Genomic DNA, 15,018 nt, shown 5'->3' with positions numbered 1-15,018 from the left:
CGACGCTAAACAACCAACCCGCTCCGACCACCCAGCGAAGCAGCGACGGCGACACCCCGCCCGATGCGTCGCGAGACGGCCTGAGGGCTGTCCCGTGATCCCTGGTGGGCGCGCGGCGCGCTGATCCACCATGGATGACGGGACAGCCCTTAGGTGCTCCGAGCGATCCCCGCGATGAGCAGGTCCAACCGCGCCTTCTCGCCGTGTCTCGGGACGCGGTCGGTCGCCGACAGGGCGGAGATCCCGTGCAGGGCGGCCCACAGCAGTTCGGCACGTCCCTCGCGTTCCGCGGTCTCCTCGGGCAGCGCGTCCACGAAGGCGTCGAAGGCGGCACGCAGCGCCGCAGGTGTCTCCTCACTGGCGAACTTCAGCTGCGTGGGCATCACGAACATCGCCTGGTAGAGGGCCGGGTGTTCGACGGCGAAACGCAAATAGGCCCGGCACAGGGCCCGCAGGCCGCTCTCCGGCTCCGTCCCCCCGGCGGCCTTCCGCGCATCGCTCAGCACCTCGGCCAGCTCCACGAAGCCCTTCTCGGCGACGGCCGCGACGATGGCGTCCTTGCCCTTGAAGTGGCTGTAGAGCACCGGCTGGCTGTACTCCACGCGCTCGGCGAGGCGGCGGGTGGTGACCGCCTCCCAGCCATCGGCCTCGGCCAACTCGCGCGCCACGGCGAGGATCAGGTCGTGGCGCTGGGCGCGCTCCCGCTCGCGGCGGTTCCCGGTGATTGACATGAGAGAAATTCTAGCACCGCTAGACAGTAGGCCGACGCTAGATCTAGCATCGCTAGAAGTAGGAGCGGCGCTCGACATGGGGTCGGCGCCGCGACAGGAGGAGAGCACCCACCATGCCCACTGCCGTCACCACCGCCGCCACCGTCATCACCTGGGCGATCGCCGTCGGGATCATCCTCATCGGCGCCCGCTACCTCTGGGCCCCGCAGGCCGCAGCAGACTTCGGAATCCCCGGCACCCGCACCGAGGACCCCAACTTCCGCGCGTGGCTGTCCGTCAAGGCCGCTCGGGACATCGGCTCCGGGCTCTTCCTGCTGATCGTGCTGCTCGGCGGCGATACCCACCTGCGCGGCTGGATGATGCTGGTCGGCTCCCTGATACCGCTCGGCGACGCACTCGTCACGAAGCTCAGCGGCGGACCCGCCAAGGCGTACCTCGGCATCCACGGAAGCACCTCCGCCTTCATGGCCGCCGCCGGCGCCGTACTCCTGCTTTCCTGACGGCAGCAGGTTCGCCCAGCCCGCGCTCGCCGGCCGAGCCCGTCATGCCCGAGGCGCGGTCGCGTCCGGAGCCGCCCGGCATCGGGTGGTCGTCCACCCTCATTTCCCGCATTGCCTCGAGGAGCCGGCGCTCGGGCCGTGGGGGCCCCGGGTGTGTCATCGAGTGCTCCTTCGGGGGAAGGAGAAAACCGAACGCGTGATCCCTCCGAAGTAGATTTCCCCCATGCCTGACTACCTCTCGCGTACCCTCGCCGCCTACGAGCAAAGCGTTCACACGTATGAATCCGCCACGAAGGGCATGATTCCGGACGTTGAACTCGACACGTTCATGTCGCTGTTGCCCGACCCGGCGGGTCCCGTGCTGGACGCCGGCTGCGCTTTCGGCCGCGATACGTCCCTACTCGCGTCCAGGGGGCTGGGGGTCACCGGCATCGACCTGAGCGAGCCCTTCCTCGCCCGGGCCCGAGAGCTGCACCCCGGTCTCGACTTCCGCGGCATGGACGTGTGCGCGCTGGACTTCGCGGACGCGAGCTTCGCGGGCGTCTGGTGTCAGGCCACGCTGCTGCACCTCAAGGACGAGCACGTGCGCGCCGCCCTCGGCGAGTTCCACCGGGTCCTGCGCCCCGGCGGGGCGCTGTTCGTCAGCTTCAAGGAGGGCCTGGGGGAGGAGGAGATCGTCGAGTCCTTCAGCGCCGACGCGGTCCGCTTCTTCCGCTACCAGACCGCGGACCGCGTGCGCGGCATGCTGGAGGCGGCCGGGTTCGCGGATCCGGACGTACGCGTCGTCAACGAGCTGGAGCGCTACGGCCCGGGACACCGCGATCTCAACTGGCTGTCGGCGTACGCCCGCTCCTGACCCCGCTCCGCACCCCGGTTCGGGGCCGGCGCTCCGGCAGCCCGACCCGCGAGCCGGGCCACCCGATCCGCGGCCCGTACGGCCCCCGCCGCGTCGACGCCGGTGAACGCGAGCCACACGGAACCCGGCTCCCCGTCGAAGGCGGAACCGGTCCCCACCCTGATCGACTGCTCGGCGAACTCGGCCATGACCCGGCCCTCGGTCGCACCGTCCCAGTGGAGGGACAACGACATGGCCCAGCCGAGCCGACTACCGCCGCCAGCGCTCACTCGACGCCACCGGGCGCGCCGCTCCGGCGAAAGTCGGGCCGGTGCTCCCGTCTGGTGGGACGTACGGCCGACCGTTCATTTCTTGCAGGTCAGGGCCGTGTGACCTGTCTCCGTGATGGACATCGCGATGATTCGTGCCGGGCAGATGTACCGCTACTACTTGCGCAAGACCGTTGTTGGCCCCGGCCGCCGCCCGGCGCGCACGCCGCTGCGCGAGGTCCATGAGCAAGCCGGTCTCCTGGCCGGGCGATGATTCGTGCCGGGGCCTGGCCGTGCTCGGACTGACGCAAGGTGAGGAGGTCACCGAGGCGCAGCTGCGGAACCTGTTCGGCGAGCGGGGCCGGCACCCGTAGGCGGACCGGATCGAGGCCGACCGGCCCACCGAGGGCGACTCCCCGAAGAAGGTGTTCAAGGCCGGCGCCCTCGGTCGCCGGGTGACGTGCACGGGCGTCGACTTCGTGTTCCGGCCGCAGCCGACGGTCTACTGGTGTGGGTTATTTCTACTTACTTGCAGTGTCGCTTTGAGGGAGAAGCGCCTGGTCAGCCGGCGTTCCTGGAACTCCAGCCGCGGCGGGCGCCGGCGTGGTGGCGCCGTCGGTAGACGCATTCCGGCAGTGGGCAGCCAGAACGCTGCGACCGGCGGCCACCACATGATCTTCTTGTCTTCACACATCGATGATCGTTAGTGGCCGCAACCCTGCCGCGGCTGATCCCACCGGCAAGATCACCATCTACGGCTGGAGCGCTCATGACCGACTTGCGGCAAGCCCGCGACGCCACTCGCGAGATCGCCGCAGCCGCTCTGGGACATGACCCCGGCCCCATGACCACCGCTGACAGTAGTTCCCACCACGTCTACGTCGGCTCGGACATTCGTGAAGATCATCGATGCCGCTGGCCACCCGCGATTGAACCGGGAGGTCGCACTGGCGCCCCACCTACCCGCGGGCCTCACGGCTCCTCTCCTCGACAGCGGGCTCCACCGGCTGGGGACGCTCGACGTTCGCTACGCCTGCTACACCCGCGTGCCAGGGGCTGCTCCCGGCATGGGCATGCCCGGCATAGACGGTGTGACTGCACGCTCGTTGGCGGAGGAGGCAGTCCATCGGCTCGGCCGACTGCACAGCTGGATACCTGTGGGCCACATCGATCAGATGTTGAGAGATCCTCTCGACCACGGTGGGTTCACCAGCCAAGCCGCGCTCTTCGTCGAGGTTGAGAACCTTGCCGCCCTGGACCGACATAAGACCATCCCTCGCCCTCTCATCGACGGCCTGACGGCGATCGCCGAGCACGCGCCGCAACAAGCGCAAGCAGTAGTCCCGGTTCATGCGGATTGCCATTGGGACAACTGGCTCGTCCATGATCGGCGCGTGACGGTCCTTCTGGACTTTGAGTGGACCCGCTTCGGCGAACCCGCCGACGACTGGTTCTTCCTGGCCCGGTTCAGCGGACCGCACACGCAGACCGTCCTTGACGTCATCTCCCAGGCGACGATGACGCCCCTGGAAACCCTCCGAGCAGAATGCGAGGTTCGCGAAGCGACCTACCTCGCCTCCGACCTCTGCATCGCGCTCAAGCACCCCGACACCTCTTCGCGGATGGCCGCGGAGAGGCTCCATGCCCTCGAGGAACTCATCATCGAGCGTTACTGGTGGCGCCACACACGATGATGCAACCAAGTCGACTGCTGCGAAAGCTACTTGGCCAATGCAGGTAGCACCTCATTCACATCACAGTGACTCCTATCACCTGATACGCGCCCGGCGCGCTTTCTAAGCGACACCACGCGCCGAGTGCGCGACACGGGCCGAGTCCTCGCCCGTCGCCCAAAGAGACGTGACCTGCGAGGGACACGATCTTTGCGAAAGAGGCTGAGCGCTGGGGGATGAGGAGACGCGGCGGGTGATCGAGGCTGCGCACGAGCGGGCGATCGTACGGTGCTGGAGTGGATCGAGGACGAGGTCGCGGCGATCCGGTACGGCAAGGACGGCATCTACCGCGTGCGGCTCCCCGGCGGTCTGGTCGCCGCGCGCTTCCGCCACTACGAGGCACGCTCGGGCATACCGCTGCTGCATGACTTGCGGATGAGAAGTTGCTCGTGCCGGCTCTTGGGTGCCTTCTCTTGCGTTGCTCTTCGGTTGCCGTTCTGAGGGTGGTCGGTCGGATTGGCGAGCCCACACCGATGTATGCCGTCTGCACCCCCGGCCACGCTGCCGGTCCCGGGGCTGCCGCGAGCTCGTCCCCTGGAGGCCGCTAAGTTCTTTCGCGGATTCCCGTCGAGGATGTCGAAAACGCCGAGCGCGCTTCTACCTACCGGTGACGGCCCCGCTCGGGGCGGGCACAACGAACGAGGAGCAGAGCCATGAAGTACATGCTGCTGATGCAGTTCAGCGAGAAGAACGTGGACTTCCCCAAGCTCGACGAGTGGAGGCCCGAGGAGATCCACGCCCACATCCAGTTCATGAAGCAGACCAACGCCGACCTCGCCGCCGCCGGCGAACTGGTCGACGCCCAGGGCCTGGCCATGCCGGAAGCCGCCCGGATCGTGCGCTCCCACAGCGGCGGCGCGCCCGTCGTCACCGAGGGCCCGTTCCCGGAGTCCAAGGAGTGGGTGGCCGGGTGGTGGATCGTGGACTGCGACACCGAGCAGCGGGCGATCGAGATCGCTGCCGCCGTCTCCGCCGCCCCCGGCCCGGGCGGACGGCCGCTCAACATGCCGATCGAGGTGCGCCAGATCATGTCGGCCCCGCCCACTGAGCTGTGAACAGCCCCTATGACCTCGTTTGAACCACATATCGACGACCTGCTGCGCACGCTCGCGCCGCAGGTCGTCGGCGTGCTCACCCGCCGCTACAGGGACTTCGCCGCCGCCGAGGACGCTGTCCAGGAGGCTCTGCTGGACGCCGCCACGCAGTGGCCGGCCGAGGGCCTGCCGCGCAACCCGTGTGGCTGGTTGGTTCAGGTCGCCGGCCGCCGGATGACCGAGCAGGTCCGTAGCGAGCAGGCCCGCCGCCGACGCGAGGGGCTGGTGGCCGGTCGGGTCCCGACCGACCGGCGGTCCGCACCCGGGGCCGACGCCGGAGACGAGGGCGTGCACGACGACACCCTCGCGCTGCTGTTCCTGTGCTGTCACCCTGTGCTGTCGCCGGCCTCGGCGATCGCGCTCACCCTTCGCTCGGTCGGCGGGTTGACCACGGGTGAGATCGCCGCGGCGTTCCTCGTCCCCGGGACGACCATGGGCCAGCGAATCAGCCGGGCCAAGCAGCGGATCAAGGACTCCGGGGTGCCGTTCCGGATGCCGGACAGCGCCGAGTGGCCGGCTCGCCTGGACGCGGTGCTGCACGTTCTCTACCTGATCTTCAACGAGGGCTACGCCAGCAGCACCGGCGCCGAGCTGCGGCGGGTCGAACTCTCCCGGGAAGCGATCCGCCTCACCAGGGCCGTCCACACGCTGCTGCCGGACAACGCCGAGGTGGCCGGCCTGCTCGCGCTGATGCTGCTCACCGAGGCGCGCGGGCCCGCCCGTACCGGCCCGGACGGCGAACTCGTCCCGCTCGCCGAGCAGGACCGCAGCCGATGGGACACAGCCGCGATCGCCGAGGGCGTCTCGCTGATCACCGCCGCCCTGCCGCGCGGTCCGGTCGGCCCGTACCAGGTGCAGGCGGCGGTCGCGGCCGTGCACGACGAGGCGCATACCGCCGCCGAGACCGACTGGCCACAGATCGTCGCCCTGTACGGGGTACTCGCCCGCATCTCCGACAACCCGCTGATCATCCTGAACCAGGCCATCGCCATCGCCATGGTGGACGGGCCCGCCGACGGCCTCGCCCTGCTCGCCGACCCGCCGCCCGCGCTCACAGGCCACCACCGGCTGTACGCGGTACGCGCCCATCTGCACGAACTCGCCGGGAGTCGAGAGGCCGCCATCGCCGACTACCGCACCGCCGCCCGCCGCACCACCAGCCTCCCGGAGCGGCACCACCTCAGCCTGCGTGCCGCCCGATTGGCCGCCCAAGCGGGACCGTGAGCCGCCAGTCAAAACTCGGTGAGGCGAGACAGCTACTGACGTCGGCGGACCAGGTCACCTGAGATGGACCAGGTCACTTGAGATAGGAACCAGATTTACGGAGACGGGACACCCGGCGGGCAAGCCATAGGGGAGCCTGGGCGCGTCAGCCCCGGTGGGCAAGCCTCCCTGCGCACTCAGCGCACGAAGTTCGTTACTGTGCCGTGGTTGTCGGGAGAGGTCAGGCCCCAGAGGATCAGCCCCACGACGATTGCCAGCAGGATCAGCCCCGGCACATTCTCGGGCCCCCAACTGACGGGCTGCCGAACCGGTGGGCCGGGTGTGGCGTCGTCGCGTGCAGCGTCGGAGTCGGCGCGCTGCCAGGACGCGACATCGGCCTCACCCCGGGCGATCCGCGCGGCCACTTGGTGCACGTCGGCCGCGTGGTAGGTCGGCTCGCGGGTCAGGTCCGGGGAGGGCCCACCCGAGGTACGTACGCCATTGGCCCGCGCCACGGCCCTGATGCTGCCCGGCCTGATCTGCGGCCAGACCTTGCGGACTTCGGCCTTCGTCAGCCAGCCTTCCCCGTCCTCAAGGTCCTGCTCGTCCGCTGCCCCCATGCGAAGTCCGCCCCCTCGCTCGCCGGTCACCCTTGGCTTGATACCCAAACCGCCGAAAGATCACCCGGCCGGGCAGTCACACTCGAACTCACGCCCACGGCGATCGGAGGTCGGCGGCGGCGAGGTTGCCGATGTCGCGCTTGCCCCCGTGGACATCGGCGTCGACCGCGGCGCGCATCCGCCGGTGGCGCTGGTGTTCACCAAGGCGATGGACGCGTGCATGCGCGGGATCGCGGAGCTGTCCTCACAGGTCTGGCAGGACACCTGGCATCCCGGCTACGCCCGGAAGGGGGAGCGGCAGGACGGCTATCGGACGTTCGAGGGCCGGGTGCCAGTGGTGGCGTGCCGGCTTGACCGGACTCCAGGTCGAGGGGCCGCGCAGGCCGATCTGGTGGCGCTACGTCGGCGCCCGGCCTCCTGCCCGGACCGCCTCGCAGCCGATCAGCCGGTCCAGCCGTTCGGCGATCTTCCGCGCACGCTCCGCGGCCTCGCCAATCTGGCACGCCTCGCCGGCGAATTCCCCACCGCGCTGGCCGCCGTCCCCACCCTGGGTTGGAAAGGACGCGCTCATCGTGTCCTGGGCGACATCCACTGTTCCCAGGCCGACACAGTCCGGGCCATCGCCACCTTCGAAGCCGGCCGATCCGAAGCCGAGCAGCACGGCGCCTCTGGAGAGCGCGCGATGATGCAGGTCCGGCTCGCCCTCGCCATCGCCTTCGCCGACCCTGACCGCGCCGCCGACGAGTTCGCACTCGCCCACCAACTCTTGGACGGCCTCGATCAGCGCTCCAACACCCTCCTGGCCCAGGTCGTCACCCTCATCAAGGACGCCGGGTACCCCTCCGTCCCCGACCGCGCCGAGCACCTGCGCAGCGACGTCGAAACCGCAGGGCTGCCGTTCCTCCACCGGTTCGTCGAGCTCGCGCTGGCGTTCCACCACGCCGTCCGCAGCGAAGCCCAGGGCACGGCCGCAACAATCGGCCAGCTGCGCGCACTCACCGCGAGTGGCGACTTCGCCTACTTCACCGATATCGCGCACTTCATGGCCGCCCTGCCCCTGCCTGGGGAGTCGACCACCCGCTGGACCACGAGCGACGACCACGTCCGCTCCGCATGGCGCAGCCTCGTCCAGGCCCGGCAGGAACACCTGCGCACCGAAAACTGACCCTGGACGCACGGACGGCCCCGACAGTGACCCCTCAGAGGGTCGATGCGGACGCTCGCCCGTCGCAGGCTCTGGCCCGTCGACACCGGTTGCGACCCCTCAGAGGGCCGATGAGGATCGACCTGGCCATCCAGCTTGACTTCCACGATCGCGTGTTGCGAGGGCCCTGCCCCACACAATGCGGCAGGGCAGGGCAGGGCAGGGCAGGGCAGGGCAGGGGCCGGAGACCGGGCTCAGGCGGTGGTGCGGCGCCGGCGCCCGGTGCCGGCCACGAGGGCCGCACCCATGGAGAGGGCGATTCCCGCGCCACCCAGAGCCCAGGCGGTCGCGGCGTCCGTACCGGTTTCGGCGAGTTGGTCGCCGGCGTGGCCGGAGCCGTTGTTGTTCGTGTTGTCCACCGGCTTGGCACCGCCGTCCGGCTTGGGCTGGTTGCCGTTGCCGTTGCCGTCGGGCTTGGTGCCGGTGTCCGGGTTGGGCTTGTCCTCGTCGGGGTCGGGCACCTGGCCTGTGACCTTGGAAGTGTGGCTGACGTCCTCGGAGTGCACCGAGCCGTCATCCCAACCGTTCTGCCCGCTCGTGCGCAGGGAGATGTCGTGCGGGGCGGTCTTGGCGTCGAACTTCAGCCGGAGCTTGAGGTCGAACGTCTCGTTCTGCTCAATGTCCACGCTGGCCAGTTCATGGACCCAGACCTCTTCCGATCCGTCGGACAGGACCGGGTGCCAGCCCCAGACGCCCTTCGCGTCCGGCGCGTAGGCCTCGAGGTTGATGTCGCCTTCCTTGAACGCGCCGTTCTTCACCCACAGCACCAAGTCGAGCTGGTAGTCGTCGATCGCGGCGCGGCCGGAGTTGTCGACGTGCAGTGAGAACTCGCTCCAGTCCGCGCCGGCCTTGAAACCGGCCTGGGGCAGGCCCGTCAGACCGAGCTTGGGTCCGGTGAAGACGGGTAGTTCCTCGCCTCCGCCCTCGTCCGGGTTCGCTTCGCCGACGCGGCTGTCGAACCAGGTGCTTGGCGAGACGACCTGTCCGCTCTCATCCCTCCCCTCACCTCCGGCGTAGAGCTCGATCGACGCCGCCGGCGTGTCGACGGTGAAGCGGATGCGCACATCAACGGAGTAGGACTGGCCCGGCACGACGGACCGCTTGCCGGTTTCGACCTCGTAGACGGTGTCGCCGCGGTCGAGGCGCAGGGAGGTCGGTTTCCACGATCCATTCGCCTGGCGCACCTCGGCCTGGATGTGCTCGGCCTTCACCGTGCCGTCGTACGCACTGATGCCGACGGCGGCGACGAACTCGTCGACCGGCAACCCGCCCCGGTTGTCGACGGCCACCGTCAGGTTCGTCCAGTCCCCACCGGGCGTGAAGCCCTTCGGGACCCCGGCCATGGACACCTTCGGCCCGTTGTTGCGGTACCGCGGGCTCGCCACGGTCTTGTGGGGCGCATCCACAGCCGGTGCCGGCGCCGGCGTCTGTGCGGCCGGAGCCGTCTGCCGTGCGGCGTTCGCATCCGGGACATCCGCCGTGGGCGTGCCCTGCTGCTCGGACTGCGGTGCCGCGTCCGGCATGGACACCGCGGGCTTGTCCAGGGCCATGGCGGGCGCGGCCAGTACCGTCGGCCCGACGACGGCGGCAGCGGCCACGACAGCCATGCGCTTGAGCTTCACGTCTTCATTCCCCCTGATGATCTCCGAGCGCGAGCACGCGCCCAGCCCACCCCGACATCTTTTTGAACCCGCTCAGGTTAAACGGTGACCTGCGGGAGTAATCCGAGCCGGGATCACGAACCAGCATCGATCTTGCGACGGCGGTGGACAAGAGCCGCCAGGTGCCCGGACGGCGCAGGCTTGGACCAAGACGACGTAGAGGGCGACGGCGCGCCGGCCCGGGGCGTGCAGAAGCTGTACGACGGGCAGCGGGGCCGGACAGATTATTCCTGTCCGGCCCCGCGGTGCGTGACTTGGGGACCTGCTGCGACGCTATGTGTTTCGAGGCACTGCCGGCCGCAGCGGAGCCGACTCAGGCAGTCAAGCGGTCGATCATGATGAGGATCAGTCCGATCAGTCCGATCGCGAGGCCGATCCAGAGAACGAGGGCAAGGCGGTTCTGTTTCATGAGCTGCAGTCATCAATCGCGTTGAGGCCGGCTCCGACGAGGCCTATGCCTCCGCCGATAGCGGCGAGGGACGCAGGCGTGGAGAGTCCTCCCGTGCCGATCGCACCGGCGACACCCGCACCGAAGCTGATAGCTCCGCCCAGGACGGAGAGCCCTCCGCCGATGCAGGCCAGAACCGATGTGCCCATCGGATCGGTGTTGTTGATGGGGTCGTCCGCTGCGCAGGCGTAGCGGTTGCCCTGTGCGGGTCGGCGAGGAAGGTGAGGGGGGCCTTGACCCCGGATTTTGAATACGTCTATGCGGCTTGGGCCAGGGTAGTTGCTGCTGGTCGGATGGTGTTCTCGTAGGCGATCGGGGATCGCTGGCCGAGGCGGGAGTGCCGGTGGCGGGTGTTGTATCGGGTCAGCCAGCGGAAGGCGTCGAGCCTGGCCTCGCCCTCGCTCGACCAGCCTTTGCGGCCCTTGAGCGTCTCTCTCTTGAAGGCGGAGTTGAAGCTTTCCGCAGCCGCGTTGTCCGCGCTGGAGCCGATGGCGCCCATGCTCTGGCGGACCCCTGCTGACCTGCAGATTTCAGCGAATGCCCTGCTCGTCTATTGGGATCCGTGGTCCGTGTGCATGATCGCTCCGGTCAAGGTTCCGCGGGTCCGCTCAGCCGCCGTCAGGGCGTCGATGACGAGTTCCGTCCGCATGTGGTCGGCGATGGCCCAACCGGCCAGCCGGCGTGAGGCGAGGTCGATGACGGTCGCGAGGTAGAGCGGCTTCGCGCCGCTGACCGGCAGGTATGTGATGTCGCCGACGTACTTTCTGTTCACCTCGGCCGCGGTGAAGTCACGGCCGATCAGGTCCGGCGCCTTCGCCGCGGCCTGGTCCGCGACGGTGGTGCGGTGCCGGCGACGCAGACGGACTCCCTGGAGCCCGATGGTCCGCATGATCCTGGCGACGTGCTTGTGGTTGACCGCCGGGCCGCCCTCGTCGCGGAGTTCCGCGGAGTTCCGCGGTGATCCTGGGGGCTCCGTAGGTGCCGTCGGATTCCTGGTGGGCCTTGCGTATCCGGGCCGCGAGCCCGGCTTCGACGGCCTGGCGGGCCGCCCGTGCTGCCGCGGTGCGGCGCCAGTAGTAGAAGCTCGAGCGGGCCAGGCCGAGGGTGTCGCAGAGCCGCTTCACGCCGTGACGGCGCTGGTGATCCTCAACGAACTGGTAGCGGTTCACCAGCGCGTCTCCGTCGCGAAATACCGGGCCGCCTTGCGGAGATTGTCCCGTTCTTCCTCGAGCTCGCGGATCCTCTTGCGGGCAGCGGGCAGCGGGCAGCGGCCAGCTCAGCGTGAACGGCGTCGCCGACGGCCTGTGAGGCGGCCAGCGGTGCGGAGTGGGCGCCAGGTCGGCGGCCGTCGGCGGCCCGGATCCAGTTCCTCAGCGTCTCGGTGTTCACCCCGAGATCACCGGCGACCGACTTGATCGTCGCTCCCGGCCTCGACCGGTACAACGCGACCGCGTCCGCCTTGAACTCGGCGGGGTAATGCTTCATCCCCACGGGGACTCCGTTCTCCTGGACCATCAAGATCCAAGTGTCTCCGGTGTCCAAAATCCGGGGTCAAGGCCCGCCCCTCGCCTGACCCGAGACGCCCCCCGGAGCCGCCCGCGTCCGGGACTGCCCGCGTCCGGGGCCGACCCCAACGCCGGGTTCATGCCACCCCCGGTCATCACGCCCAGTCGACGCCGAGGCTGGCGAGGGTTGCGAGCTGTTCGGGGCTGAGTCGGTCGCGTCGGGTTTTCTGGTTCATGATCCAGATTCCGGTGCGGTGCTCGGCCCCGTCAGGGAGCTGCTCGACGTGGCCACGGCCAGGCATCCCGCCGCCCGGCCCTTCCCGCTCCAGGTACTGCGCCAGGGCCGCAACACCCGCTAGGAAGGCCACTGAGCCCTGCCCGGATGTCCCCGCGCTTCTGGTGCGTGCCCGTACGGCCTTCTTCACGCCGAGCTCGCCGAGCCTGCGCTGCTGCTCGGCGTTCAGCTTGCTGAAGTCCCGTCGCTGGGTGGCGAGCCAGCGGCCGATGTCCTCGCCGTGCCGGGTGACCCCGGGCACGGCGTCGGCGAGCCGGGCCCCGCCCGCGAGGAGCTGGGCGAGGTAGGCGTAGTGGCGTTGCCAGTCCACGGTCCACCCGTTCTCGCCCGGGTTCCAGTCGGGGTCGATGGCGGCGAGTTCGGCGGCCCGCCGTCGGGCACGGTCGGGGTCCTTCCCGAGTCCGTCGGGGCGTCGGATGTTGGTGAGCCATTGCCCGATCGCCCGGTCCAGGGCAGTCGCGTGCCGGGGGGCGGCCAGGGTCCCGTGCAGCTCGAAGTAGGCCCGCGCGGCCGCGAGGTTCTCGGCGAACCCGGCGTCGGCCGTGTCCCACACGATCCCCAGCTCCTCCAGCTCGGCCGCCCGCTCCCCGGAAATCTGCCCCGACCGGTACGCGCGGCGCTGATCGGAGAGCCACCGGCCCAGCGGGTACGCGCCCTCGGTGTGCTCGTACGGGACGTCCAGGTGCTCCTCGCGCTGTCGGTAGCGGTACGCGGCCTCCGCGCCCCGCTTCCAGTCCTGCCGCTCGGTGTTGATGACGGTGTAGCTGATCCACTTCGCGATCAGAGCGGGGTCGCGGGGGGTCGCGAACCGGAGCAGCGGCCGGTCGTCCTCTTCGCCCTCGGCGGGCTCCGGACCGACCGGAAGCGACGGATCGACAACGCGTTTCTGGTTCTCCTGTGGAATGGCGAGCATTTCCACAGCTTTTTCATCGTGCGCCCGAAGACCTTCCAAAACCCGAATCAATGGGCGGTAGGAGTTCGAGGTAAGCATGTCCTCCGGCTTCTCGTCCTCGGCCAGGAATACCGGAACGATCAGCGTCGCCATCTTGCCCTGGCCCGGGTTCTGTCGGAGCGCCCGGCCGATCGCCTGGACGATGTCCACCGCCGATCCCTTCGGGTCGATCAGGGCCACGGAGTCGGTGGCCCTGATGTCGACGCCTTCACCCAGGACCCGGCAGTTCGACAGCACGGCGCGCCCGGCCCGGCGCCCGAAGTCGGAGAGCACGCTCTGCCGGTGGGCGCCTTCGTGTTCCCCGCACAGCCATCCCGCCCACACCCGCTCGGGGTGCCGCTCCGGGTCCAGCTGGTGGAGCCGGGCCGCGACCCGGGGTAGCCCGGCTGCGAAGGCCTCCGCTTCGATCGTGCGGTGGTGGAAGGTGATCGTGGTCTGGAGACCGTGGGCGGCCATGGTCTCCAGTAGCGCGGTCTGCGTCGCCGCGAGCCGCTGCCCACGCAGCGGCTCCTCCTGCCGCTCCTGGCTGAACAGCCGCTTGGGCGTGACGACGGGGTCGGTCAGCTCGGCGACGACGATCTGATACCTCGCCAGCAGGCCCCGGGAGATCGCCGATGCCAGCGACAGCTCGTAGACGACGGGCCCGAACACCTTCTCGTCGTCCATCGAGCACGCGAGCTCCTTCGGGAGCCGGTTCCACGCCCGTCGCGTCCGACCCGACGTCTCCTCGTCCACGACCTCGGCCAGAGCCTCGTACAGCTCCTGCTGCGCCCGCGACCTGGGCGGGCGTTCCTTCCAGATCCTCGGTGTGGCCGTCATGTAGAGCCGGCGCATGGCGGGGATGACGTCCTGGTGGTGGATGTCCGCCCATGCCTTCCCCGCCGCCCCCGACGTCCGGTGCGCCTCATCCACGACCACCAGGTCGAAGACGTCCATCGGCAGCCCGTAGGCCCCTTCGTGTGCTTCGGCGAGGACGGGCAGGGAGGCGTAGGTCGCGTAGACGGTCACGGGCCCCCGCCCGTGCCACAGTCCGAGCTGCGGCGCCGACGTTGTCGCCCGCACGCCCAACGCCCACAGGGCGGGGTCGTCCTCCAGCGAGCACACCGCGACCGCGGGCCCGACGTGTCCGGCGATCCGCCATTCCCGGGCCGTCTGCGTCAGCAGATCCAGGGTCGGCAGCAGCACCAAAACTCGCCCATGCCGGGCCAGACGAAGCGCCGCGGCAGCGGCGATGAACGTCTTCCCGGTCCCGCACGCGGCCACCACCGTGGCTCGTAGACCGGCCTCCGGAATCCGCTTCCCGGGCGGAATATCGAGCCCCCGGACAATCGCCTCCACCGCTTCCTCCTGGTGAGGACGCAGCACGATGTCACCAGACTTCTGCATTCGGCACTCCACGGAAAACGAAGTGGCGGGGGCCCCGCCGGGGGAGGGGGTGGTGATGTTCTCGTGATCTTACACAGCTACACGCATCATCCTTTGCACGATGCATACTGATTACTGTACGGGAACGTGCCCATTCCAGATTACCGTAAATACGGTTTGACTTGAGGAGTAAAGGTATGGGACCGACAGAATATGACTGCCAGCAGATCAGTTGCGGGAGTGCACCGGACAGTTTCAAGCACGACCCGGATTGCATGTACCGGGAAGGCCCGTACTGCCTCCCGAGTGGGGCGAGTAAGTCCACCACCGACCCCACCGAAGGAGGAACGCGAGGGGAGCACTGCTGCTGATGCCCGCGAAGCGGGTCGGCCCTACAGGCGAAGCCGAAAGGGCCTCCGGGCGGGGAGCGAAGCGGACTCGCCCAACGGGCCGTAGGCCCGGATCCCGTGAAACGGGGTCAGCTCCGGGGGAGCGAAGCGGACCCGGAGCAGTCCGCAGCGAAGCGCAGGACTCCGACCCGAAGGGTCGGCTCTGTCCTGGAGCGCAGCGCAAGGACGCCCTGCCGAAGGCTGGGCCGCCGAG

General features: G+C 69.3%; 13 protein-coding genes and 1 pseudogene. 8 read left to right on the top strand and 6 right to left on the bottom strand.

Annotated features, from left to right (window positions below; genetic code table 11):
• Window positions 1-149: 149 nt before the first annotated feature.
• The gene (locus ACIOD1_RS34400; protein ID WP_365629302.1) at window positions 150-731 is read right to left on the bottom strand and encodes a TetR/AcrR family transcriptional regulator; all 582 of its coding nucleotides are present in this window, start codon (window positions 729-731) and stop codon (window positions 150-152) included.
• Between the two features lie 113 nt (window positions 732-844).
• Here ACIOD1_RS34400 and ACIOD1_RS34395 point away from each other — a divergent pair, with 113 nt between their 5' ends.
• Together ACIOD1_RS34395 and ACIOD1_RS34390 are read left to right on the top strand one after the other, a co-directional pair.
• The gene (locus tag ACIOD1_RS34395) at window positions 845-1,231 is read left to right on the top strand and encodes a DUF4267 domain-containing protein (protein WP_401907065.1); all 387 of its coding nucleotides are present in this window, start codon (window positions 845-847) and stop codon (window positions 1,229-1,231) included.
• Between the two features lie 223 nt (window positions 1,232-1,454).
• Window positions 1,455-2,087: a class I SAM-dependent methyltransferase gene (locus ACIOD1_RS34390; RefSeq protein ID WP_401907063.1), complete on the top strand. Its 633-nt coding sequence runs from the start codon at window positions 1,455-1,457 to the stop codon at window positions 2,085-2,087.
• On the opposite strand, the gene ACIOD1_RS34385 is transcribed toward ACIOD1_RS34390, so the two are convergent.
• Complete coding sequence (locus tag ACIOD1_RS34385; protein ID WP_401907061.1) at window positions 2,033-2,320, bottom strand: hypothetical protein; 288 nt, start codon at window positions 2,318-2,320, stop codon at window positions 2,033-2,035. The two genes, ACIOD1_RS34390 and ACIOD1_RS34385, sit on opposite strands and share 55 nt — an antisense overlap.
• Before the next feature lie 148 nt (window positions 2,321-2,468).
• Between ACIOD1_RS34385 and ACIOD1_RS34380 the strand changes: the two genes are divergently transcribed.
• From ACIOD1_RS34380 to ACIOD1_RS34360, 5 genes are all read left to right on the top strand, one after another.
• A complete protein-coding gene (locus ACIOD1_RS34380) occupies window positions 2,469-2,609 on the top strand; it encodes a hypothetical protein (RefSeq protein WP_401907059.1) in 141 nt (46 codons plus the stop codon).
• 580 nt (window positions 2,610-3,189) lie between these two features.
• On the top strand, window positions 3,190-4,029 hold the full coding sequence (locus ACIOD1_RS34375; RefSeq protein WP_401907086.1) for a phosphotransferase: 840 nt from the start codon (window positions 3,190-3,192) through the stop codon (window positions 4,027-4,029).
• A gap of 267 nt (window positions 4,030-4,296) precedes the next feature.
• Window positions 4,297-4,509, top strand: coding sequence for a relaxase domain-containing protein (locus ACIOD1_RS34370; RefSeq protein ID WP_401907057.1), 213 nt, complete (start codon window positions 4,297-4,299; stop codon window positions 4,507-4,509).
• 212 nt (window positions 4,510-4,721) lie between these two features.
• Entirely contained in the window at window positions 4,722-5,123 is a 402-nt protein-coding gene (locus ACIOD1_RS34365) for a YciI family protein (RefSeq protein ID WP_365629276.1), read from the top strand.
• A gap of 9 nt (window positions 5,124-5,132) precedes the next feature.
• Complete coding sequence (locus ACIOD1_RS34360) at window positions 5,133-6,386, top strand: DUF6596 domain-containing protein (protein ID WP_365629273.1); 1,254 nt, start codon at window positions 5,133-5,135, stop codon at window positions 6,384-6,386.
• Between the two features lie 176 nt (window positions 6,387-6,562).
• Here ACIOD1_RS34360 and ACIOD1_RS34355 read toward each other — a convergent pair whose 3' ends face one another.
• Complete coding sequence (locus tag ACIOD1_RS34355; protein ID WP_401907055.1) at window positions 6,563-6,985, bottom strand: hypothetical protein; 423 nt, start codon at window positions 6,983-6,985, stop codon at window positions 6,563-6,565.
• Between the two features lie 148 nt (window positions 6,986-7,133).
• Here ACIOD1_RS34355 and ACIOD1_RS34350 point away from each other — a divergent pair, with 148 nt between their 5' ends.
• Window positions 7,134-8,150 (top strand): hypothetical protein, encoded by a 1,017-nt coding sequence (locus ACIOD1_RS34350; protein WP_401907053.1) that lies wholly within the window; start codon window positions 7,134-7,136, stop codon window positions 8,148-8,150.
• A 233-nt stretch (window positions 8,151-8,383) separates the two neighbouring features.
• Here ACIOD1_RS34350 and ACIOD1_RS34345 read toward each other — a convergent pair whose 3' ends face one another.
• The 3 genes and pseudogenes from ACIOD1_RS34345 to ACIOD1_RS34335 all read right to left on the bottom strand — a co-directional run bounded on the left by ACIOD1_RS34345 (window position 8,384) and on the right by ACIOD1_RS34335 (window position 14,436).
• The gene (locus tag ACIOD1_RS34345) at window positions 8,384-9,796 is read right to left on the bottom strand and encodes a hypothetical protein (RefSeq protein ID WP_401907051.1); all 1,413 of its coding nucleotides are present in this window, start codon (window positions 9,794-9,796) and stop codon (window positions 8,384-8,386) included.
• Between the two features lie 758 nt (window positions 9,797-10,554).
• Window positions 10,555-11,789, bottom strand: a pseudogene (locus ACIOD1_RS34340) (IS3 family transposase).
• 169 nt (window positions 11,790-11,958) lie between these two features.
• A complete protein-coding gene (locus ACIOD1_RS34335) occupies window positions 11,959-14,436 on the bottom strand; it encodes a Helicase associated domain protein (protein ID WP_365630620.1) in 2,478 nt (825 codons plus the stop codon).
• Between the last annotated feature and the right edge of the window lie 582 nt (window positions 14,437-15,018).

Source organism: Streptomyces sp. NPDC088097, from assembly GCF_044741845.1.
Taxonomy (GTDB): domain Bacteria; phylum Actinomycetota; class Actinomycetes; order Streptomycetales; family Streptomycetaceae; genus Streptomyces.
This window is presented reverse-complemented; position numbering and strand designations above follow the sequence as displayed.